The following is a 20,645-nucleotide window of genomic DNA, read 5'->3' on the forward strand; positions in this document are numbered from 1 at the left end:
CGCGCCGCGCCCGGGAAGAGCGAAAGGCATGCGTCGTGCGGTCTGCGGCACAATGAGCGCATGATCAGCGCAGCCGACGTGGAGGCAGCCGCCGCCACTCTCGCCGGGGTGGCCCGGCGAACCGACCTTGTCACCAACGAACGGCTCAGCGCCCTGGTCGGCGCCAGCGTCCTGCTCAAACGGGAGGACCTGCAGCCGGTCCGTTCGTACAAGCTGCGCGGTGCGTACCACCTGATGAGCCATCTGTCGGACGCGGAGCGTGCCGCCGGGGTGGTCTGTGCCTCGGCCGGCAACCACGGTCAGGGCGTCGCCTACGCGTGTGCGCACCTGGGCATCCGGGGACGCATCTTCTGCCCGACGACCACCCCGCGCCAGAAGCGCGACCGCATGCGGGCGCTCGGCGGCGAATGGGTCGAGCTGGTCTTCGTCGGCAACACCTACGACGAGGCGGCGACGGCGTCCCACCGCGAGGCGGAGCGCACGGGAGCGGTGCCGGTGCCGGCGTTCGACGACCTGCGGACGATCGCCGGTCAGGGAACCGTCGCGGCCGAGATCGTCGACCAGTTGGGCCGGGCGCCGGACGTGCTGCTGGTTCCGGTGGGTGGCGGCGGGCTGCTCGCCGGCTGCCTGACCTGGATGGCCGAACGGTATCCGCAGACCCGTGTGGTGGGGGTGGAGCCGGCGGGTGCCGCGAGCATGCAGGCCGCCCTGGCCGCGGGGCAGCCCGTGCCGCTGGATGAGTTCGACACCTTCGCCGACGGGGTGGCCGTGCGCACCGCCGGGTCGCTGACGTTCCCGATCATCCAGCGGATCGGTTGCGACTGGGCCACGGTTCCCGAGGGGCAGATCTGCACCGAGATGCTCGACCTCTACCAGGTGGACGGGGTGATCGCCGAACCGGCGGGCGCGCTGGCCTCGTCCGCGCTGCGCTCCCAGGTGCGGGTCGGCGCGGGCGACCTGGTCGTGGCGATCGTCTCGGGCGGCAACAACGACGTCTCGCGGTATTCGGAGATCATCGAGCGGTCGCTGGTCTTCGAGGGACGCAAGCACTACTTCCTGGTCGCGTTCCCGCAGGAGCCCGGCGCGTTCCGGCGCTTCCTCAACGACATCCTCGGCCCCGACGACGACATCACGATGTTCGAGTACGTGAAGCGCAACAATCGTGAGACCGGTCCGGCGCTGGTCGGCATCGAGCTGGGTCACCCCGACGACCTGCCGGCACTGCTCGCGCGCATGGAGGCGTCCCCGCTGCAGATCGAGCCCATCGACCCGAACAGCCCCTTCTACCGTTACGTGGTATGAAGTGACCATTTTCGCTCAGGTGTGCGACTCTTGGGGCGTGGAACACCAGTGGGCGACGATGGATGGGAACGAGGCGGCGGCCCGCGTGGCCCACAGCCTGTCGGAGGTCATAGCGATCTACCCGATCACGCCGAGTTCGGCGATGGCCGAGTCGTCGGACGCCTGGAGTGCTGCCGGACGCACCAACATCTGGGGCGAGGTGCCCGAGGTCGTCGAGATGCAGTCCGAGGCCGGGGCCGCGGGTGCGTTGCACGGAGCGGTGACCAAAGGGACGCTCGGGACGACGTTCACCGCTTCACAGGGCCTGTTGCTGATGATCCCCAACATGTACAAGATTGCCGGTGAACTCACCCCGGCGGTCATCCATGTCGCCGCGCGATCGGTCGCCACGCATGCGCTGAGCATCTTCGGTGACCATTCGGACGTCATGGCCTGCCGGATGACCGGCTGGGCGATGCTGGCGTCGTCCAGCGTGCAGGAGGCCCACGACTTCGCCCTGGTCGCCCACAGCGCCACCCTGCGCAGCCGGGTGCCGTTCCTGCACTTCTTCGACGGGTTCCGCACCAGCCACGAGGTCAACAAGATCCAGCTGCTCACCGACGACGACCTGCACGCGCTCGTCAAGGACTCCGACGTGCTCGCGCACCAGGAGCGCGGGCTCACTCCGGATGCCCCGTCGATCAGGGGCACCGCGCAGAACCCCGACGTCTACTTCCAGGCGCGCGAGGCGTCCAACGTGTTCTACGACGCTGTTCCCGGCGTTGTGGACGAGGTCTTCGACGAGCTCTTCGAGCGCACCGGCCGCCGGTATTCTCTCGTCGAGTACCACGGTGCCCCCGACGCCGAGCGCGTCGTGATCGTGCTCGGGTCGGCATGGGGCACCACCTGCCAGGCGGTCGATGCCCTGGTCGCCCGGGGTGAGAAGGTCGGCGCGGCGACGCTGCGGCTGTTCCGGCCCTTCCCGGCGGCGCGGCTCATCGAAGCGCTGCCGGCGTCCGTGCGACGTATCGCCGTGCTCGACCGCACCAAGGAGCCCGGCAGCGCGGGCGAGCCCCTGTTCGGCGACGTCGTGATCGCGGCTGCCGAGCATGCGGGCCACTTCGGCCGCGGGATGCCCCGGGTGACCGGTGGGCGCTACGGGCTGTCGTCCAAGGAGTACACCCCGGCGATGGCCGCGGCGGTCTTCGCCGAACTGGCACGTGACGAGCCCAGGCCCCGGTTCACGGTGGGCATCAACGACGACGTCACGCACCTGTCGTTGCCGGTGCCGGACGACTTCGCGATCGGCAGCGACGCGCTCACCGCGGTCTTCTTCGGGCTCGGCTCCGACGGCACGGTCGGCGCCGCGAAGAACACCGTCAAGATCATCGGTGCCGACGAGGGTCGGTACGCGCAGGGCTACTTCGTCTACGACTCGCGCAAGTCGGGAGCCACCACCGTCAGCCACCTGCGGTTCGGCGACCATCCGATCGACTCGGCGTACCTGATCGACGAGGCCGACTTCGTGGCCGTGCACCAGTTCGAGTTGCTCGGGCAGATGCGCACCCTCGACCTCGCCAAGCGGGGCGCCACCGTCCTCATCAACTCCCCGTACGGCGAGGAGACCTGGGATCGGATCCCGGCCGAGGTGCAGCGGCTCGTCATCGACCGCGGGCTCCAGGTGTGGGTGATCGACGCGGCCGCGGTGGCCCACGAGGCGGGCCTCGGCAAGCGGATCAACACCGTGATGCAGCCGTGCTTCTTCTACCTGTCGGGGGTGGTGGCAAGGGACGACGCCGTCGCGCGGATAAAGAAGTCGGTAGAGCACACCTACGGCAGGCGTGGGCGGACGATCGTCGAGCGCAACTTCGCGGCGATCGACGGTGCCCTGGCAGCCCTGAGGCACTTGGAGGTGCCGGACGACGCCACGGGGCTCGTCCACCGGATGCCGCCGTTGCCCGCGACCGCACCGGACTTCGTCTCGCGCGTCACCTCGGTCATGCTGCGCGGGGAGGGCGACCTGTTGCCCGTCAGCGCACTGCCCGTGGACGGCACCTGGCCCAGCGGCACCTCGAAGTACGAGAAGCGCGGTATAGCCGAACAGATCCCGATCTGGGACCCGAGTCTGTGCATCGACTGCGGCAAGTGCGCGATCGTCTGCCCGCATGCGGCGATCCGCATCAAGGTCGCCCCCGAGGAACTGCTGGCGGACGCGCCGGAGGGCTTCGCGTCGAAGCCCTACCGTGACCGTTCGCTGGCCGGGCACCGGCTGATCGTCCAGGTCGCCCCCGACGATTGCACGGGCTGCGGGGTCTGCGTCGACGTCTGCCCGGCCCGCTCGAAGACCGAGGTCAAGCACAAGGCGATCAACCTCGAAACGCGCGTCGATCACCTCGACGTCGAGCGCCGCAACTTCGATCACTTCCTCGGCCTGCCCGAGGTCGACCGGACGAAGGTGCGCATCGACCAGGTGAAGGGCGCCGCACAGCTCCAGCCCCTCTTCGAGTTCTCGTTGGCCTGCTCGGGCTGCGGCGAGACGCCCTACGTGCGCACCCTCACCCAGCTGTTCGGCGACCGGCTCATCGTCGCGAACGCCACGGGGTGCTCGTCCATCTACGGCGGCAACCTTCCCACCAGCCCGTTCACCACCAACCCGGACGGCCGGGGCCCGGCATGGAGCAACTCGCTGTTCGAGGACAACGCCGAGTTCGGGCTCGGTATCAGGCTCGCCTGGGAGAAGCAGAACGCCCACGCCCGCAGGCTGGTCGACGAACTCCGCGACAGGCTGGCTCCTTCGCTGGTCACAGGGCTGCTGGAGGCCGATCAATCGTCCGAGGAGGGCCTCGCCGCCCAGCGCCTGCGGGTCGTGGAACTGGAGGAGGCGCTGGCGGGCATCGACGACACCAGGGCCCGGCGGCTCGAGTCGCTCGCCGACGAGCTGGTCGACAAGTCGGTGTGGATCGTCGGCGGGGACGGCTGGGCCTACGACATCGGCTACGGCGGCCTCGACCACGTGCTCGCCTCGGGACGCAACGTCAACGTGCTCGTCCTCGACACCGAGGTCTACTCCAACACCGGTGGCCAGGCGTCCAAGGCGACGCCGCGCGGCGCGTCGGCGAAGTTCGCGACCGCGGGCAAGGGCTCGCCGAAGAAGGACCTCGGCATGATCGCGCAGGCCTACGGCGATGTCTATGTGGCCCAGGTGTCGATGGGTGCCAACCAGCAGCAGACCGTGCGGGCCCTGCTAGAGGCGCAGGCGTGGGACGGGCCGAGCATCGTCATCGCGTACGCCACCTGCATCGCGCACGGCATCGACATGGAGACGTCGATGACCCACCAGGCCGACGCGGTGGCCACCGGGTACTGGCCGCTGTACCGGTTCCGCCCGAGTGCCGACGAGGCCAGCACGCCGCTGCACCTCGACTCGAAGGCGCCGGTGGGCTCGGTGAGCGACTTCATGACCGGGGAGGCGCGCTACGCCATGCTCAGACGCTCCGACCCGGAGCGTGCGGCCAGATTGTTCTCGCTGGCCCAACAGGACGCCGACGAACGCTGGCGCTACTACAGCCAGGTGGCCGGCGTGCAACGCGTCCTGCCCAGTGCCAAGGATGAGGAGGAGAAGTGAGCGTCCCCGATCTGTCGACCACGTATCTGGGCCTGGAACTGAGCGGGCCCATCGTCGCGTCGTCGAGCCCCCTCACAGGGCGCATCGAGACCCTGCAGGAACTCGAACGGGCCGGGGCCGCGGCCGTCGTCCTGCCCAGCTTGTTCCAGGAGGAGGTCGAGGCCGAGGAACTGGAGGCCAGCGACCTGCAGGAGACCGGTGACGACTTCGCCGAATACGCCTCGGCACCGCTGCCCGAGGTGCCGGCCGACGACATCGGCCCCAGCCGCTTCGTGAGGCTCGTCAGCCAGGCCCGCGACGCGCTGGGCATCCCTGTCATCGCGAGTGTCAACGGCACCAGGCCCGGGGACTGGGCGCGCTATGCGCGTCTGCTCGCCGACGCCGGGGCGAACGCGATCGAGCTCAACCTGTACTCGGTCAACGCCGATCCCGACGAGTCCTCGGCGCAGGCCGAGGACCGCTATCTGACGATCATCGACGCGGTCCGGCATCACATCGAGGTGCCTCTCGCGGTCAAGCTGTCACAGCACATCACCGGCCTGTCCAATTTCGCCAAGCGGGCGCAGGACGCGGGCGCCGACGGGCTGGTGCTGTTCAACCGTTTCTACGGTGCCGAGGTCGACCTCGACTCACTCAGCCTGCGCAGCCTCCTGTCGTTGTCCAGCTCCGACGAGTTGCGGTATCCGCTCCGGTGGATCGGCATCCTGCGGGCGCAGCGCCCGGGCCTGTCGCTGGCGGCGACCTCAGGGGTTCACAGCGGGTTGGACGCGGTGAAGGCCCTGCTCGTGGGCGCCGATGTGGCGTACACGGCCTCGGCGGTGGTGCGCCAGAGCCCCCAGCACATCCGGACGATGGTGGGGGAGCTGACGAACTGGCTGACCGAGCACGAGTACGAGTCGGTTCGTCAGCTCACCAGTTCGATGAGCGCGGCCAACGTGGATGACCCGGGCGAGTTCGAGCGCGCCCAGTACATCAAGGTGATCACCTCGAGGCTGTGAGCAGGCTTGCCGCAAGCCGCTTGGCATCCGGTGCGTTGCGCGCGGCGAGCACCTGCCGGGCCGCGTCCCGGCACCGGTCCATGGTCACGGACGCGAGCTGGACGCCCACGGCCGGGATGGCCGCCTCCGCCATCGACAGTGAGGTGATGCCCAGCCCGGCGAGGACGCAGGCGAGCAGCGGATCGGCCGCGGCCTCGCCGCAGACCCCGACGGGCTTCCCGGCACGACGTCCGGCCTCGGCGGCCATGGAGACCATGCGCAGGACAGCGGGCTGCCACGGGGTGGTCAGAGCGGCGAGCGGGGACGACAGCCGGTCGGCCGCCATGACGTACTGGGTGAGATCGTTGGTGCCGATCGAGAAGAAGTCGACCTCGGCGATGAACTCGTCAGCCATCACTGCCACCGAGGGCACCTCGACCATGATCCCGGGCTTCAGCCCCCTGCCGCGGCAGGCGCCCGCGAACTCGTAGGCCTCGTCGATCGTGGCCACCATGGGCGCCATCACCCAGGGGGTCGCGACGCCCGCCTGCCGTGCGGCCTCGGCGATGGCGTCGAGTTGCCGGTCCAGCAGCCCGGGGTTCGTCCAGTTGAGGCGTATGCCTCGCACCCCGAGCGCGGGGTTGTTCTCGTCCTCGTGGTTCGCGAACGGAACCGGCTTGTCCGAACCGGCGTCCAGGGTGCGGACGACCACCTTGCGGCCGGGAAACGCCGCGAACACCTCGCCGTAGATGCGGGCCTGCTCGTCCACGGACGGCTCGGTCTGCGCGGACAGGAAGCACAGCTCGGTGCGGAAGAGGCCGACCCCGTCGGCCTGGCCCTCGACCGCCTTCCGGGCGGTCGCACCGTCCTGCACGTTCGCCAGCAGTTGCACCTCGGTGCCGTCGGCGGTGCGCCCCGGGGCGCGCCACGCCCGTACGGCCTCGCGGCGTCGGCGGTCCGTCTCGATGATGCCCTCGGCCCGTTCGGACGACACCCCTGTCTGCACGGTGCCGAGCGTCCCGTCCACGAGCACCTGCGTGCCCTCGGGAATGGAGGCCAGGTCGTGGGCGGCCACCACACAGGGCAACCCCAGTTGGCGGGCGATGATGGCGGTGTGGCTGGTGGGCCCGCCGAGCCGGGTGACCAGCGCGAGGACCACGGCCGGATCAAGGGCGGCGGTGTCGGCGGGCGCGAGGTCGTCGGCGAGCAGGACGATCGGTGTGTCGGGCCTGGGCACGCCGGGCTCGGGCTGATCGGTGAGCGCGGCGATCACGCGGTCGCGGATGTCGTGCAGGTCGGTGACACGCTGGGCCATCAACCCGCCCATCCCCGTGAACAGGTCGGCGAACTGCTTGGTCGCGGCGTCCGCGGCGGCTTCGGCCGAGCGGCCGGCCTTGATGAGCTTGGTGGCGGCTCGTAGCCAGCCGCGGTCGCGGGCGAGGGTCGCCGTGGCGCTCAGCACCTCGGAGGCGACCCCGCTGGAGTTGGACGCCAGTTGGGCATAGCGGTCGGCGACGTCGTTCGCGGCGCGGGTGAATCGCTCGATCTCGGCGTCCTGCTCCTCCGGGAGGACGACGCGACCCGCCGCGGGTTCCGGGATGACCGGGCGAGGCCTCGTCCATGCGGCTTGTCCGAAGGCATATCCGCTCACCACGCCTGTGCCCTGTACTGTGTGCGACTCCGCGGTCATCTGTGCCTCCGCATCGAGGTGCAGCCGGGTCTCGGCTGTTGTGTCGCTCCAACATCTCACACGGGGGCTTGCGAAGTCAATATAAACGGGTGTAAAACAACTCATAACAACATTTGATTGTGTTGGTTTCTGGTGATACGTCGGACAGCGGGGCCCGATGCTCGTGCCCCGGAGTTCGGGAGTGTGCCCCGGGACCGCGACTGACAAGGAGTCGACAGATGTCCGAACCGCTGATAACCACATCGCTGGTGGTTCTCGACAAAGACCTCGGCGCTACGAAAGCCGAGGTGATCGCATCGCTCGCCGGGCTCGTCGCCGACGCCGGGCGCGCCGATGCCGCCGGTCTGACCGCCTCCGCGATGGAACGGGAGGAGAAAGCCGCCACCGGTCTGCCGGGCGGGTTCGCGATCCCGCACTGCCGTTCGGAGGCCGTCACCACCGCCTCGCTCGCTTTCGCCCGCCTCGACCCCGCGGTGGACTTCGGGGCCAAGGACGGTCCCGCAGACCTCGTGTTCCTGATCGCCGCAGCGGCCGACGGCGATGCGGACCACCTGGTCCTGCTCACGCGGCTGGCGCGGGCCCTCGTCCGCAAGGATTTCCTGGCGTCGTTGCGGGCGGCGAGCTCGCCCGAGGAGATCGTCGAACTGGTCGGGGAGGTCGTCGAGCCGGCCCCCGCGCCGGCGCAGAGCCCCGCCCCCGCCGCGACACCGGCTGCCGCGACCCCGGACGAGGCCGACAAGCCCCTCGTCGTCGCGGTCACGGCCTGCCCGACCGGCATCGCGCACACCTACATGGCAGCCGACTCGCTCGTCAACGCCGCTCGTGAGAAGGGCATCGAGGTACGCGTCGAGACCCAGGGGTCCGGCGCCGTGGAGCCATTGCCCACCGACGTGATCGCCCACGCACAGGCCGCGATCTTTGCCACCGACGTCGGGGTCAAGGATCGCGAACGCTTCGCCGGCCTGCCGGTCATCGAGTCCGGCGTCAAACGCGCGATCAGCGAGCCCGGCACCATGCTCGACGAGGCGCTCGCGGCGGCGAAGAACCCCCACGCGCGCCGGGTCGCGGGCACCGCCGGCGCCGCCGCGGAGACGCCGGGAGAAGGCTCGACCATCGGCTGGGGCAAGCGCATCCAGCAGGCGCTCATGACCGGCGTGTCGTACATGATCCCGTTCGTCGCGGCGGGCGGTCTGCTGATCGCCCTCGGCTTCCTGTTCGGTGGGTACGACATCGCGCTGGCGCCCGACTGCTCGAGCCTGCCCGCCTGGGCCTCGGGCGTGGACACCGGCACCTGCGCCACCTACGGCACGACGGCCGACCTCGCGCTCGCCCAGGGGTGGTCGGCGGGCATCGTCTACCTCGGTGCCATCCTCTACGCGATCGGCAGTCACGCGTTCGGGTTCCTCGTCCCGGCGCTGTCCGGGTACATCGCCTACGCGCTGGCCGGTCGTCCCGGCATAGCCCCCGGGTTCGTCGGCGGAGCCATCTCCGTCGCGCTGGGGGCAGGGTTCATCGGCGGCCTGGTCACCGGCCTCATCGCCGGTCTGGTGGCGTCCTGGATCGGGTCGTTCAAGACCCCACGGTGGCTCACGGGCCTGATGCCGGTGGTGATCATCCCGCTTCTGGCAACGCTGATCACCGGTGGCCTGATGTACGTGTTGCTCGGCAAGCCGCTCGCCGCGATCACCACCGGGCTGACCAACGGCCTGAACAGCATGTCGGGCGGATCAGCGGTCGTCCTCGGCGTCGTCCTCGGCCTCATGATGTGCTTCGACCTCGGCGGCCCGGTCAACAAGGCCGCCTACCTGTTCGCGACCACGGGACTGTCGGCCAACACCGAGGCGTCCTTCCACGTCATGGCCGCGGTCATGGCGGCAGGCATGGTGCCCCCGCTGGCTCTCGCGCTCGCCACGACCGTCCGCAAGAAGCTGTTCACCGCCCCCGAGGTCGAGAACGGACGCGCTGCCTGGCTGCTGGGCCTGTCGTTCATCTCCGAGGGTGCGATTCCCTTCGCGGCCGCAGACCCGCTGCGCGTCATCCCGTCCATGATGCTCGGCGGGGCGGTCACCGGTGGGCTCTGCATGGCCCTCGAGGTCGGCAGCCGAGCCCCTCACGGCGGCATCTTCGTGCTCTTCGCGATCCAGAACGTGCCGGGCTTCGTGTTGTCGCTCGTGCTGGGCGTCGTCGTCGCTGCCGCCGCGGTGATCCTGGCGAAGAGCCTCGGCACCCGGAAGTCCGAGCCCGCGACCGTCGCGGTCACGGGATAGTGTGTGCCCACGAGCCCACTCATAGGAGGAGCAATGGCCAGCAAGATCGTCATCGTCGGGTCCGCTGTGGGGCTGCATGCCCGGCCTGCGTCGGTCATCGCCGAGGCAGCCGGTCAGTACAGTGACGAGGTCACGTTGAGCGTGGCCGGCGGGGATCCGGTGGACGCGGCGTCCGCGCTGCTCATCATGACTCTCGGTGCGTCGAAGGGCACCGAGGTCACCGTGGAGTCCGACGACCCGGCCGCCGTCGACCGGATCGCCGGACTCATCCAGCAGGACCTCGACGCGAGCTAGCGGTTCGCGTTCACCGTGGCGTCGAGCCTAGGCCGAGCTGGCCTGGGCAGCCGCGATGACGCGTGCGACCGCGTCCACCTGCCAGATGCGCCTGCGCAGGGTGCGCTGGGCGGCCATGCGCTCGCCGAGCCGGGTGTGCGGCGCCACGGCGGCACCCAGCTGCATCGAGTACATGAACCCGCCCAGCGCGGCGGATTCCACGGGGGCGGTCGCGGGGGTCGTCAGGCCCTTGCGGGCCGAATCCCGGATCCTGCTCAGCAGCAGACGGTCCCGCACCGGGTAGCGCGAGGCTCTGAGCATGCGCCGGGGCGACCGCGCGATCGTCCCAGCGGCGACCAGCTCGTCCAGCAGGCGGGTGGCCAGACGGCCGCGTTCACGTAACCGGGTGATCCAGCGGGCGGGCGTGCGAGGCTCGCTCGCCGCCATGAGCGCCAGGGTGATGTCCAGGGAGGCGTCGCCGGTGGGGGTCGCGTCGACCACGTACACGCGGCGGTCACGCAGAGCGATGCGACCGGCCGTCTCGAGGTCGACCAGCAGCGCGCCTGCCGCTGCGAAGGCCGCCAGGCCCCGCCGCCGGCGCGCGCCGGAGTCGGGATCGAGAGTCAGGAGCACAACGTTGTGGGCCAGGTTCAGGGTGCCGGAGGTTCCCATGGCCGCAGCCTAGCGATCGCGGGCGCACCACCTGCCGGAGCGGGGCACAATCGAACCATGGGAGTCGCCGTCTTTCTCGTCGTCCTGTTGATCGGCGTCATCGGTCTCGGGCGGTGGCGCCGTGAACAGATGCTCCACGCGAGCGAGCCGCCAGAGGACGAACCCTCCGAGCCGGGCGACGAGATCTCGCGCATCCTGGGCACCAAACCGACATGGTTCGCCCCCGACATCCACTGGGGCTCACCCCGGCCGGTTCGCACGAAGCCCGAGGACGACGAGCACCCGCATGAGTGAGGCGGACTGGCATGGTCACGCCGTCCTGCAGGTGGCTGTTCCCGAGCTCGAGGACTGGATCGTCGCGCGCACGCGACACTACGACGCGGGGTTCGTCAGTGGTGATCCGCGCTTCCACCATGCGCACATCACCGTGCTGGCACCCTTGCGGTCGTGGGACGCGAAGGCCTGCGCCCGGCTCGCCGCGGCGACCCGGCCTTTCGACTACCGCCTGGAGCGGATCGCGGTGTTCCCCGACGGATGCATCCACCTGCCCCCCGAGCCGGACGAGCCGTTCCGCGCGCTGACGGCGGCCGCCTGGCGGGCTCATCCCCGGGTGATCCCCAACGGGGCTCCCGATCCCGACCCGCATCTGACGCTCGATCGAATCGGACCGGGCGTCGACGTCGGCTCGACGCGCGTACTGCTCGGGAGCTCGATCCCCGTGGCCTGCCGGGCCGTCGGCCTCGAACTGGTCTGGTACGAGGCTGGCGACTGCCACCTGATCGACTCCTGGCCCTTCGGCGGGCGAGAGGCGTGACTGAACTTCCCCGACAGGTGCCGCGCGGCGGACCACCCACGTATATTCCCTAGTGGGGACGCAGCTACAGGTCGGTCGGGGAAGTTCAGTCACGCGCTTACGCGTCGACGATGCGGCAGACCACCTCTCCGCTGGCGACCGCGGTGCCCACGGGCACGAGGTCGCGGACGATGCCGCTGCGATGTGCGCTGATGGGCTGCTCCATCTTCATGGCCTCCAGCACCACGACCAGGTCGCCCTCGGCGACCGAATCGCCCTCGGCGGCCGCCGCCTTGATGATCGTGCCCTGCATGGGCGAGGCCAGGTCGTCGCCCGAAGCCTCGACGCTCTTGGAGCGGGCGCGCCTCGTGGGACGCTTGGGCTTCGTGGGCCCATGGCCGGTGCCGAGTGCCGCAGGCACCTTCACCTCGACGCGCCGCCCGTTCACCTCGACGACGACCGTGCGCGAGGGCACCTGCTCGTCCGGCTCACCCAGTTCGCCCGAGTACGGCTCGATGCCGCCGGAGAACTGCGTCTCGATCCAGTTCGTGTTGATGCCGAACACCCCGTCGGGCGCCGTGAACGCGGGCTCGTCGACGAGGCGTTCGTGGAAGGGGAGCACGGTCGGCATGCCCTCGACGAGAAACTCTCCCAGGGCCCGCCGGGCACGGGCGATGGCCTCGTCCCGGTCGGCTCCTGTGATGATGAGCTTGCCCAGCAACGAGTCGAACGCGCCGGGCACGGTCATGCCGCGGCGGTAGCCCTCGTCCATGCGCACGCCCGGCCCGCACGGGGGACGCCAGCGTGTCAGCGTTCCCGGCGCCGGCATGAAGCCGCGGCCCGCGTCCTCGGCGTTGATCCGGAACTCGATCGAGTGGCCGGTCACGGGGGGATCGGAGTCGGGGAGGTCGGCTCCCTCGGCGATCGCGAACTGCCAGCGCACCAGGTCCCACCCGGTGACCTCCTCGCTGACCGGGTGCTCGACCTGTAGCCGGGTGTTGACCTCGAGGAAGCTGATCGTGCCGTCGAGACCGACGAGGAACTCGCACGTCGCGGCGCCGACGTACCCGGCGGCCTGAAGGATCGCCCGGGACGCCTCGCGCAACCGGGTCTCCTGGGCATCGGTGAGGAACGGTGCGGGCGCCTCCTCGACGAGCTTCTGGTGGCGGCGTTGCAGCGAGCAGTCGCGCGTCGACACCACGACGACGCGTCCGTGCTGGTCGGCGAGGCATTGGGTCTCCACATGCCGCGGCCGGTCGAGGTAGCGCTCGACGAAACACTCACCGCGCCCGAAAGCCGTGAGCGCCTCGCGGGTGGCCGAGTCGAAGAGCTCGGCGATCTCGTCGGTCCGGTGGGCGACCTTGAGCCCGCGACCGCCCCCGCCGTAGGCAGCCTTGATGGCGATCGGCAGGCCGTGCTCGGTGGCGAACGCGATCACCTCGTCGGCGCTCGACACCGGGTCGGGGGTGCCGGGTACGAGCGGGGCACCCACCTGCTGGGCGATGTGCCGCGCCTTCACCTTGTCGCCGAGCGTGTCGATGGCGCTCGGTGGGGGACCGATCCAGGTCAGCCCGGCGTCCAGCACGGCCTGTGCGAAGTCGGCGTTCTCGGACAGGAAACCGTAGCCGGGGTGCACCGCGTCCGCGCCGGCGCGGCGGGCGATGTCGAGCAGTTTCGCCTGGTCGAGATAGGTCTCGGCGGGAGTGGCGCCGTTGAGGGCGAACGCCTCGTCCGCCATCTCGACGAACAGGGATCCGGCATCAGAGTCGGCATAGGCGGCGACACTGGGGATTCCGCAATCCCGTGCCGCACGTATGATGCGGACTGCGATCTCGCCACGGTTGGCCACCAGCAGCTTGGTGATCGTCATACCCGGAGTCTAGGCACGTCGGCCGCACGTAGTCTGGCCCCATGGCCACACCGGAGTTCATCCTCGCGCTGCGTTCCCGAATCGGACACGATCCCCTGTGGCTGTCAGGGGTGTGCGCCATCGTGCTGCGTCCCTGGGACGGCCCCGCCGAGGTGCTCCTGGTGCGCCGTTCGGACGACGGCACCTGGACGCCGGTCAAGGGGATCATGGAGCCCGGCGAGACCGTGCCGCAGGCCGCCGTTCGCGAGTGCCTGGAGGAGACCGGGGTACGCATCGAGGTCGATCGCCTGGTGAGCGTCGGGGTCGTCGGTCCGGTGCGGTACGACAACGGGGACGTGTCCACCTATCTCAATCTGACCGTGCGGGCCAGGTGGGTTGCGGGCGACGCCCACGTGGGCGACGACGAGTCCACCGAGGTCGGCTGGTTCGCGCTGGACGATCTGCCCGGCGGCATGCGGGCGGCCGATCTCGCCCAGATCCGGATCGCGCTCGACAACCCCGCGGACGTCGTCCTGGAGGGGCTGCCGCGATGACCGCGACGTTCTCGTGCGTGTGGCGCGACGGAAAGGTGACCCACGAGGACTTCCCCCTCCGCGACCTGGACGGTCTGGTCGCCGACCCGCGCAACCTGGTCTGGTTCGACCTGCACGACCCGAGCCACGAGACGGTCGACGACCTGGCCCGTGAGCTGTCGTTCGACTTCCACGTCGTCGAGGACGCGCTGGATCCCGGCGAGCGCCCCAAGGTGACACGGCACGACCACCACATCTTCCTGCAGGCCTACGCGCTGTCGCTCGCCGAGCCCTCGGGTTACGCGAGCCGTGTGCGCCACTCACGAGTGTCGGCCTTCGTCGTCCGCAACGCCCTGATCACCGTGCGTATGGGCGACGGCTTCGATCTCGCGGCCCTCGTGGAAACCTGGTCGCGTGACCCCACGCTCGTCGGCTACGGGGTCGGGGGGCTGTTGCACGCGCTGCTGGACCAGCTGGTCGACACGCACTACGACGTCATCCAGGACCTCGACGACGGCATGGAGAGCCTTGAGGACATGCTGTTCGACGACGACCTCCAGACCTCGCGCATCTCACGGCTGGCCTACCGGCTGCGTCGTGAACTGGTCGAGGTCAGGCGCCTCACCAGGCCGACCCGGGAGGTGGTCGACGCCGTCATCCGGTACGCCCGCGAAGTGGGGTGGGACGAGGGCCTGCGCGGCTACTACGAGGACATTCTCGATCACGTGTTGCGCGAGGCCGAGTGGACCGAGTCGCTGCGTGACCTGGTGAGCAGCGTCTTCGAGACGAACCTGTCGCTGAACGACATGCGCCTCAACGTCGTGATGAAGAAACTGTCGGCCTGGGCGGCCATCGTCGCCGTCCCGACCCTGGTCACCGGCTGGTTCGGCATGAACGTGCCGTACCCGGGGTACGGGGTGAACGCCGGGATGCTGGCGGCCACCGGAGGCATCATCGTGTCGGTCATCGTGCTGTTCGTCCTGTTCCGCCGCCACGACTGGCTGTAGGCCCGCCTCCGCTGCGCGGATAGGCTGGCCGGTATGAAATCGTTCGGCCGCTGGCCCCATGCCGTGGCGCTGATCGTCCTGGTGGGCACGCTGGCCGGTTGCGGCACGGCGTCGGGTGCCGGGTCGTCGTCCGCCCCGTCGACGTCGGCGGCGGTCGCCTCAGCGAGCCTTCCTGCCGGTGGGACGTTGCTGGCGGACGCGGGCATCGAGCACGGCCCCGACGGGTTCAGCGTGCCCACAGGCCTGGTGACCGAGCAGGTGATCGATCAGTCGAACGTCGTCACGCTCGTGGTGGACGAGGAGCAGGGCGCGATCCTCGAGGCGTATCTGCGGCAGAACCTGACGGCCATGGGATTCGAGATCACCGGTGACGTGACGGGATCACTGCTGTTCGCGGCTCCCGGCTGGGAGGGCGCCTACACCAGCGGCGGCGGCGTGGCCGGCATGACGTTGCGCCGAGACCCCGGCTCGTTCAGTTCGCCTGGCTGACGTTGTGCCACAGGGTGTGCCAGGCGACGCCGAGGTCGAGCAGCATCTGGCGCACCAGCGGCAGCGAGATTCCCACGACATTGTGCGGGTCGCCCGAGATACGGGTGACGAACGGGCCGCCGAACCCGTCGATGGTGAACCCGCCCGCAACCCGCTGCGGCTCCCCGGTCGCAGCATAGGCCGCGATCTCGGCGTCCGTGAGGTCGGCGAAGGTCACCCCGGTCTGGGCGACGCGCACCTGATGGCCGACCGTGCCGTCGCCCCGTACGACGGCGACGTAGTGCCCCGTGAACAGCAGGCCCTGCCTGCCCCGCATGCGGTACCAGCGGACGATCGCGGCCTCGGGGGTACCGGGCTTGCCGTGCACGCGTCCCTCGATCTCGAGCATCGAGTCGCAGCTGAACAAGACGAGCGGCTCGTCCGCCCGGCCGTCACGGCGCAACTGCTGAAGCACGGCCTCGCCCTTGATCCGTGCGAGTTCGGCGGTCAACTCGGGCGCACCAGCGAGGTGAACCGACTGCTCGTCCACATCGGGGACGACGACCTCGGGGTCGAGACCCGCCTGCCGCAGGGTCTGGAGCCGGGCCGGAGAACTGGAACCGAGGACCACGCGCATCGTCACGCGCCCAGCATGTCACAGGTCAGCCGAACAGCCCCCCGAGCAGGCCGCCGAGGCCGCTCGTGCTCTGCTGCTGCGTCTGGCCGCCACCCAGCATCCCACCGATGATGTCGCCCAGGTTCAGCCCCTGGTCCTGCTGGCCCTCCTGGCGAGCCGCGTTGTAGCCGTCCTGGTAGCCACGCTGGTAGTCCTCGCTGGGCTGGCTGCCGAGCTGTCCGCCCCGGCCCAGGATGGCGTCCAGGATGCCTCCGCCCTGCGTGGACTCGGTCTGCTTGTTGCCGAGCCTGCTGGCCAGATAGGCGAGTACGAGCGGGGCGACGATGGGCAGCAGGCGCTGGATCAGACTCTGGTTGGCGCCGCCGCCGATCGCCTGGGCGGCGCGCGCCGGGTCGGCCCCGAGCGCGTGCTGGACGATCTTGGCCCCGTCGGTGGTGTCGATGTCGCCGACGTCGACACTTGGCTTGCCGAGCAGGGAGCTCGACGTGTGGTCCTTGAGGGCCGAGGCCAGGGAGACCTGGCCGAGGGGATCGGACGCGTTGCGCGACAGGCCCCCGAGCAGGGATTCGATGGCTGTCGAGGCGGCTTGCCTCACCTCGCCGGGGTCGGAGCCCAGCTGGCCGGCGAGCTGGTCAACGGGCAGCTTGCCCAGGATGTCGTCGATCGCGCTCATGAGAGCCTCCTTGGTCCATGGTCCTGCCGGACGGCAGGGGCCGATGCCTCCCATTCAAGTGCATGCGGACGCCCACCGGCGGCGAAACCGATCACCGGGTCAGCGCAGGCTGCCCCGCCAGGCCTCGGGCCCGTGGACGAAGGGCTCGCGCACGCGGCGCCAGTAGGAGTTCCAGCCACCGGCCATCGGCCGGTCGGTGTTCTGCCTGGCAGGCTCCGGTTCGGCCAGCATCGCCGCGAGGACGACGGTCAGCGCCGCGAGCTCGTCGTCGTCCGGGTCTCCGCGGGTGACCCGCACGAGGCTGTCGTCCGTGCTCACAGCGGGATGTTCCCGTGCTTCTTGGGCGGCAGCGACTCTCGTTTGGTGCGCAGCAGTCGCAGGAACCGGATGATCTGCGACCGGGTCTCGTGCGGGTAGATCACCTGGTCGATGAAACCCCGCTCGGCGGCCACATAGGGGTTGGCCAGGGTGCGGTTGTACTCGTCGGTGAGGCTGTCGGCGAGTTGGGTGGGGTCGTCCGCGGACGCCAGCTCGCGCCGGTACAGGACGCTCACCGCGCCGTCGGCGCCCATGACCGCGATCTGTGCCGTCGGCCAGGCGAGGTTGACGTCGGCTCCCAGGTGTTTGGAGCCCATGACGATGTAGGCGCCGCCGTAGGCCTTCCGGGTGATGACGGTGAGCAGCGGGACGCTGGCCTCCGCATAGGCGTAGATGAGCTTGGCGCCCCGCCGGATGATCCCGTCGTGCTCCTGGGCGACGCCGGGCAGGAAACCGGGGACATCGACGAACGTGACCACGGGGATGTTGAACGCGTCACAGGTGCGGACGAAGCGTGCGGCCTTCTCGGAGGCCTTGATGTCGAGCGTGCCCGCCAGCACCATCGGCTGATTGGCGACCACACCGATGCTGCGGCCCTCGATGCGCCCGAAGCCGCAGATGATGTTGGGTGCGTACAGTTCCATGACCTCGCAGAACTCGTCGGTGTCGAGCACCGTGCGGATCACGTCGCGCATGTCGTAGGCGTGTGCCGGGTTGTCGGGGATCAAGGAGTCGAGCAGGCGATCGTGGTCGGTGAAGTCGAGGTCGGCCTCGTCGGCGAACTCGTAGATCGGCGCGTCCTCCAGGTTGTTCTGGGGCAGGTAGGTGATGAGCTCGCGCACGTATTCGAGCGCGTCGGCCTCGTCCGCCGCGAGATAGTGCGCGTTGCCCGCCACCACGTTGTGCGTGCGCCCGCCGCCGAGCACCTCCATCGAGACGTCCTCGCCGGTGACCGCGCGGATGACGTCGGGGCCGGTGATGAACATCTGGCTGCTCTGGTCGACCATCACCACGAAGTCGGTGAGGGCGGGGGAGTACACATGGCCGCCCGCCGCCGCACCCATGATGAGGCTGATCTGGGGAATCACGCCGGAGGCCAGCACGTTGCGGTGGAAGATCTCCCCGTAAGCGCCCAGCGAGGCGACGCCCTCCTGTATGCGTGCACCGCCGCCCTCGTTGATGCCGATCAGCGGGCAGCCGGTCGAGGTGGCGATGTCGATGATCTTGGCGATCTTCTGCCCGTAGACCTCGCCGAGCGAGCCTCCGAACACACCGACGTCCTGGCTGAATACGCAGACCGGGCGTCCGTGGATCTGCCCCATGCCGATGATCACCCCGTCGCCGTAGGGACGCTTGCGGTCGAGCCCGAAGGCGGTGCTGCGGTGGCGGGCGAACTCGTCCATCTCGGTGAAGGTGCCCTCGTCCAGCAGGGCGATGACGCGTTCCCTGGCGGTCATCTTGCCGCGCGCGTGCTGCTTCTCGACGGCCTGGTTGCCCGCGGCGTGGATCGCCTCGTCGATGCGCCGCCCGAGGTCGGCCAGCTTGTCGGCGGTGGTGTGCATCTCACCATCCATGGGGTCAGAGTAGCCGTCTCAGCCAGGTGGCCCGGCATCTGCGGGCGGAATCTGTTGTTGCGGATGGAATCTCGCCCGCAACAACGGATTTCGTCCGCGCCTGTCCCGGCGGTGCGGCGATCAGGCGCCGCCTTCTAGGCTGAGGTCATGCCTTCGTCGCCTGCCGCTGATCCACAACGCATCGCCCGGTTGCTGGGGGACGCAGGCCTGGGCTGGCAGGTGACGTGGGTGGCGTCCACCGGGTCGACCAACGCCGACCTGGCCGGCTGGGCGCGCGAGGGGCGGGCCGAGGGGACGGTGCTCGTCTCGGAACACCAGGATTCGGGCCGGGGGCGGTTCGAGCGCCCCTGGATGGCCCCACCCGGCACCTCGGTGTCGATGTCGGTGCTGCTGCGGCCCCGGCGCCCGGTGGTCGACTGGGGCTGGTTGTCGCTGCTCGTCGGCCTCGCCGTGGCCGACGGTCTTCGTGCCGTGGGCGGCGGCGACCGGGTGGAACTCAAGTGGCCCAACGATGTGCTCATCACCGGACGTAAGGTCTGCGGCATCCTGTCGGAGCACGTGGCCACCCCGGCCGGGGACGCCGCCGTGTGCGGATGGGGGCTCAACGTGACGATGGACGCCTCCGAGCTTCCCGTCCCCACCGCCACCAGTCTGTTGCTCGCAGGCCTGACCACCGACAAGGACGAGGTGATCGCAGCGATCCTGCGTCGCCTCGGTGACCTCTACGCGAGCTGGGACGCGGGCGCCGACCTTGCGGACGAGTACGCCCGCGGTTGCACGACGATCGGGCGCGAGGTTCGCGTCCACCTCGATCAGCAGGCACAGGAGCCCGCACACGTGGACGGTCATGCCGTGGGAATCGGGGTGAACGGGGAACTCCTGGTCGACGTGGACGGACGAGTCGAGTCGTTCTCGGCCGGTGACGTCGTCCACCTTCGGCCGGCGGGGTGACAATGGGCCCGTGGCCACGCGACTTTCCCCGGACGAGGACCTCGTCATCACGACCCGGCCGCATGCCCGCGTGCTGATCGGGCCGGTCGTGGCGCTACTGGTGGTCTCTGCGGTGGTGGGGTGGGGCCTCGCCGCCGTCCCGGAGGACTGGCGCCCGGTCGGCCAGTATGCGGTCGCGGGCGCGGGGGCCCTGGCAGCGGTGATGCTCGTGGTGCGTCCCTTGGTGCGGTGGGCGACCACCACCACGACGCTGACCACCCGGCGCATCGTCACCCGGTGGGGGCTCGTGCGGCGCGGCGGTCACGACCTGCCGCTCAACCGGGTGGTGGACGTCACCCACACCCGCGGCGCCGGCGACCTCGTGTTCGGCTCGGGGACGCTCGTGCTGACCACGATGGGCGGCGAGCGGGTGGCCCTGCGGAACCTGCCGCACATCCGCGACATGCGCCACGCGGTCAGCGAACTCGTGGCCGACGAGTCGCCGTGGGACGCGCCCGGGGAGTTGCCGTGGCACTGATCGCGATGGCCGGTCTGCCCGGGGTGGGGAAGACGACAGTCGCCCTGGGGCTCGCCGAGCGGATGCCGGCTGCGGTCGTCAACGTCGACCGTGTGGAGTCGTCGCTCGTCAAAGCCGAGTTCGAGCGATCGTTCGCGACCGGGCTGGCGTCCTACCTGGTCGCCGAGCAGGTGGCCCGTGACAATCTCGCGCTCGGGCATCACGTGATCGTGGACGCTGCCAACTACGTGACCTATGCCCGTGACATGTGGACGCGGCTCGCCCGCGAGCAGAGCACGCCGCTGCTGTTCGTCGAGGTGGTGTGTGCCGATCTCGCCCTGCACCAGGCCAGGTTGGAGGCGCGTGAGGTGGTGCCCGGGCTGCCGAGGCTGACGTTCGACGACGTGGTCGCGCGCTACGCCGAGACCGAGCCCTGGGCGGGCGAGCCGCACTGGCTCGTCGACAACGCGCGTCCCCTCGACCACGACCGGGTGTTCGCCGAGGTCATGGCGGTGCTGGGGAAGTGATGGCAGGCGGCCCGGCCGCGCTGCCTGGCTCAGC

20 protein-coding genes are annotated in these 20,645 nt (G+C 69.9%); 13 read left to right on the forward strand and 7 right to left on the reverse strand.

All coding sequences use genetic code 11. The features are described 5' to 3' along the window. Window positions 1-60: 60 nt before the first annotated feature. The 3 genes from ilvA to FB473_RS02965 are packed head-to-tail and all read left to right on the forward strand — an operon-like array spanning window position 61 to window position 5,904. Entirely contained in the window at window positions 61-1,302 is a 1,242-nt protein-coding gene (gene ilvA / locus FB473_RS02955; protein WP_167164687.1) for a threonine ammonia-lyase IlvA, read from the forward strand. Window positions 1,303-1,339: 37 nt separating this feature from the next. Beyond that, window positions 1,340-4,906 (forward strand): pyruvate:ferredoxin (flavodoxin) oxidoreductase, encoded by a 3,567-nt coding sequence (gene nifJ / locus FB473_RS02960; RefSeq protein ID WP_341770011.1) that lies wholly within the window; start codon window positions 1,340-1,342, stop codon window positions 4,904-4,906. Beyond that, window positions 4,903-5,904: a dihydroorotate dehydrogenase-like protein gene (locus tag FB473_RS02965; protein ID WP_167164688.1), complete on the forward strand. Its 1,002-nt coding sequence runs from the start codon at window positions 4,903-4,905 to the stop codon at window positions 5,902-5,904. The genes nifJ and FB473_RS02965 overlap by 4 nt, the downstream gene beginning before the upstream one ends. Here FB473_RS02965 and ptsP read toward each other — a convergent pair. Further along, the gene (gene ptsP, locus FB473_RS02970; RefSeq protein WP_208390411.1) at window positions 5,888-7,573 is read right to left on the reverse strand and encodes a phosphoenolpyruvate--protein phosphotransferase; all 1,686 of its coding nucleotides are present in this window, start codon (window positions 7,571-7,573) and stop codon (window positions 5,888-5,890) included. The two genes, FB473_RS02965 and ptsP, sit on opposite strands and share 17 nt — an antisense overlap. 218 nt (window positions 7,574-7,791) lie before the next feature. On the opposite strand from ptsP, the gene FB473_RS02975 reads away from it, so the two are divergent. Both FB473_RS02975 and FB473_RS02980 read left to right on the forward strand, forming a co-directional pair. Further along, on the forward strand, window positions 7,792-9,840 hold the full coding sequence (locus FB473_RS02975) for a PTS fructose transporter subunit IIABC (RefSeq protein WP_167164692.1): 2,049 nt from the start codon (window positions 7,792-7,794) through the stop codon (window positions 9,838-9,840). 33 nt (window positions 9,841-9,873) lie between these two features. Beyond that, on the forward strand, window positions 9,874-10,134 hold the full coding sequence (locus tag FB473_RS02980) for an HPr family phosphocarrier protein (protein WP_167164694.1): 261 nt from the start codon (window positions 9,874-9,876) through the stop codon (window positions 10,132-10,134). A gap of 27 nt (window positions 10,135-10,161) precedes the next feature. Here FB473_RS02980 and FB473_RS02985 read toward each other — a convergent pair whose 3' ends face one another. After that, window positions 10,162-10,785, reverse strand: coding sequence for a GOLPH3/VPS74 family protein (locus FB473_RS02985; RefSeq protein ID WP_167164696.1), 624 nt, complete (start codon window positions 10,783-10,785; stop codon window positions 10,162-10,164). Between the two features lie 57 nt (window positions 10,786-10,842). On the opposite strand from FB473_RS02985, the gene FB473_RS02990 reads away from it, so the two are divergent. Then, window positions 10,843-11,079, forward strand: coding sequence for a hypothetical protein (locus tag FB473_RS02990; protein ID WP_167164698.1), 237 nt, complete (start codon window positions 10,843-10,845; stop codon window positions 11,077-11,079). Then, window positions 11,072-11,599 carry a 2'-5' RNA ligase family protein gene (locus FB473_RS02995; RefSeq protein ID WP_167164700.1) on the forward strand — a complete coding sequence of 176 codons (528 nt, stop codon included), beginning with the start codon at window positions 11,072-11,074 and terminating at the stop codon, window positions 11,597-11,599. The genes FB473_RS02990 and FB473_RS02995 overlap by 8 nt, the downstream gene beginning before the upstream one ends. Window positions 11,600-11,696: 97 nt before the next feature. On the opposite strand, the gene FB473_RS03000 is transcribed toward FB473_RS02995, so the two are convergent. Next, on the reverse strand, window positions 11,697-13,448 hold the full coding sequence (locus tag FB473_RS03000; RefSeq protein ID WP_167164702.1) for an acetyl/propionyl/methylcrotonyl-CoA carboxylase subunit alpha: 1,752 nt from the start codon (window positions 13,446-13,448) through the stop codon (window positions 11,697-11,699). 41 nt (window positions 13,449-13,489) lie between these two features. Here FB473_RS03000 and FB473_RS03005 point away from each other — a divergent pair, with 41 nt between their 5' ends. Genes FB473_RS03005 through FB473_RS03015 form a run of 3 tightly spaced genes read left to right on the forward strand, consistent with a single transcriptional unit; the run spans window position 13,490 to window position 15,456 of the window. Next, on the forward strand, window positions 13,490-13,981 hold the full coding sequence (locus FB473_RS03005) for an NUDIX hydrolase (protein ID WP_167164704.1): 492 nt from the start codon (window positions 13,490-13,492) through the stop codon (window positions 13,979-13,981). Then, window positions 13,978-14,967, forward strand: coding sequence for a magnesium transporter CorA family protein (locus FB473_RS03010; RefSeq protein WP_167164706.1), 990 nt, complete (start codon window positions 13,978-13,980; stop codon window positions 14,965-14,967). Before FB473_RS03005 ends, FB473_RS03010 begins: the two co-directional genes overlap by 4 nt. A 33-nt stretch (window positions 14,968-15,000) precedes the next feature. Then, window positions 15,001-15,456: a hypothetical protein gene (locus FB473_RS03015; RefSeq protein ID WP_167164708.1), complete on the forward strand. Its 456-nt coding sequence runs from the start codon at window positions 15,001-15,003 to the stop codon at window positions 15,454-15,456. Here FB473_RS03015 and FB473_RS03020 read toward each other — a convergent pair. From FB473_RS03020 to FB473_RS03035, 4 genes are all read right to left on the reverse strand, one after another. Continuing rightward, window positions 15,440-16,072, reverse strand: coding sequence for a Maf family protein (locus FB473_RS03020; RefSeq protein WP_208390631.1), 633 nt, complete (start codon window positions 16,070-16,072; stop codon window positions 15,440-15,442). The two genes, FB473_RS03015 and FB473_RS03020, sit on opposite strands and share 17 nt — an antisense overlap. A 25-nt stretch (window positions 16,073-16,097) precedes the next feature. Next, window positions 16,098-16,745, reverse strand: coding sequence for a DUF937 domain-containing protein (locus FB473_RS03025; protein ID WP_167164712.1), 648 nt, complete (start codon window positions 16,743-16,745; stop codon window positions 16,098-16,100). 99 nt (window positions 16,746-16,844) lie between these two features. Beyond that, the gene (locus FB473_RS03030) at window positions 16,845-17,063 is read right to left on the reverse strand and encodes an acyl-CoA carboxylase subunit epsilon (protein ID WP_341770012.1); all 219 of its coding nucleotides are present in this window, start codon (window positions 17,061-17,063) and stop codon (window positions 16,845-16,847) included. Beyond that, window positions 17,060-18,637: an acyl-CoA carboxylase subunit beta gene (locus tag FB473_RS03035; RefSeq protein ID WP_167164714.1), complete on the reverse strand. Its 1,578-nt coding sequence runs from the start codon at window positions 18,635-18,637 to the stop codon at window positions 17,060-17,062. Before FB473_RS03035 ends, FB473_RS03030 begins: the two co-directional genes overlap by 4 nt. A 147-nt stretch (window positions 18,638-18,784) precedes the next feature. Here FB473_RS03035 and FB473_RS03040 point away from each other — a divergent pair, with 147 nt between their 5' ends. Genes FB473_RS03040 through FB473_RS03050 form a run of 3 tightly spaced genes read left to right on the forward strand, consistent with a single transcriptional unit; the run spans window position 18,785 to window position 20,611 of the window. Beyond that, window positions 18,785-19,588 (forward strand): biotin--[acetyl-CoA-carboxylase] ligase, encoded by an 804-nt coding sequence (locus FB473_RS03040; RefSeq protein ID WP_167164716.1) that lies wholly within the window; start codon window positions 18,785-18,787, stop codon window positions 19,586-19,588. A 10-nt stretch (window positions 19,589-19,598) separates the two neighbouring features. Continuing rightward, window positions 19,599-20,105, forward strand: coding sequence for a PH domain-containing protein (locus FB473_RS18385; protein WP_167164718.1), 507 nt, complete (start codon window positions 19,599-19,601; stop codon window positions 20,103-20,105). Further along, on the forward strand, window positions 20,096-20,611 hold the full coding sequence (locus FB473_RS03050; protein ID WP_167164720.1) for an AAA family ATPase: 516 nt from the start codon (window positions 20,096-20,098) through the stop codon (window positions 20,609-20,611). The genes FB473_RS18385 and FB473_RS03050 overlap by 10 nt, the downstream gene beginning before the upstream one ends. Window positions 20,612-20,645 lie beyond the last annotated feature (34 nt).

Origin of the sequence: Brooklawnia cerclae (genome assembly GCF_011758645.1) — a bacterium.
GTDB classification, from domain to species: domain Bacteria; phylum Actinomycetota; class Actinomycetes; order Propionibacteriales; family Propionibacteriaceae; genus Brooklawnia; species Brooklawnia cerclae.

Excerpts from the sequence above, each read along its gene's own strand:
- FB473_RS02980 (WP_167164694.1), top strand. The coding sequence starts at position 9,874 with ATGGCCAGCAAGATCGTCATCGTCGGGTCCGCTGTGGGGCTGCATGCC.
- FB473_RS03010 (WP_167164706.1), top strand. The coding sequence starts at position 13,978 with ATGACCGCGACGTTCTCGTGCGTGTGGCGCGACGGAAAGGTGACCCAC.
- FB473_RS02990 (WP_167164698.1), top strand. The coding sequence starts at position 10,843 with ATGGGAGTCGCCGTCTTTCTCGTCGTCCTGTTGATCGGCGTCATCGGT.
- FB473_RS02985 (WP_167164696.1), bottom strand. The coding sequence starts at position 10,785 with ATGGGAACCTCCGGCACCCTGAACCTGGCCCACAACGTTGTGCTCCTG.
- FB473_RS03015 (WP_167164708.1), top strand. The coding sequence starts at position 15,001 with ATGAAATCGTTCGGCCGCTGGCCCCATGCCGTGGCGCTGATCGTCCTG.
- FB473_RS03040 (WP_167164716.1), top strand. The coding sequence starts at position 18,785 with ATGCCTTCGTCGCCTGCCGCTGATCCACAACGCATCGCCCGGTTGCTG.
- FB473_RS03035 (WP_167164714.1), bottom strand. The coding sequence starts at position 18,637 with ATGGATGGTGAGATGCACACCACCGCCGACAAGCTGGCCGACCTCGGG.
- FB473_RS03020 (WP_208390631.1), bottom strand. The coding sequence starts at position 16,072 with ATGCGCGTGGTCCTCGGTTCCAGTTCTCCGGCCCGGCTCCAGACCCTG.
- FB473_RS03000 (WP_167164702.1), bottom strand. The coding sequence starts at position 13,448 with ATGACGATCACCAAGCTGCTGGTGGCCAACCGTGGCGAGATCGCAGTC.
- FB473_RS02995 (WP_167164700.1), top strand. The coding sequence starts at position 11,072 with ATGAGTGAGGCGGACTGGCATGGTCACGCCGTCCTGCAGGTGGCTGTT.
- ilvA (WP_167164687.1), top strand. The coding sequence starts at position 61 with ATGATCAGCGCAGCCGACGTGGAGGCAGCCGCCGCCACTCTCGCCGGG.
- FB473_RS03025 (WP_167164712.1), bottom strand. The coding sequence starts at position 16,745 with ATGAGCGCGATCGACGACATCCTGGGCAAGCTGCCCGTTGACCAGCTC.
- ptsP (WP_208390411.1), bottom strand. The coding sequence starts at position 7,573 with ATGACCGCGGAGTCGCACACAGTACAGGGCACAGGCGTGGTGAGCGGA.
- FB473_RS03005 (WP_167164704.1), top strand. The coding sequence starts at position 13,490 with ATGGCCACACCGGAGTTCATCCTCGCGCTGCGTTCCCGAATCGGACAC.
- FB473_RS02975 (WP_167164692.1), top strand. The coding sequence starts at position 7,792 with ATGTCCGAACCGCTGATAACCACATCGCTGGTGGTTCTCGACAAAGAC.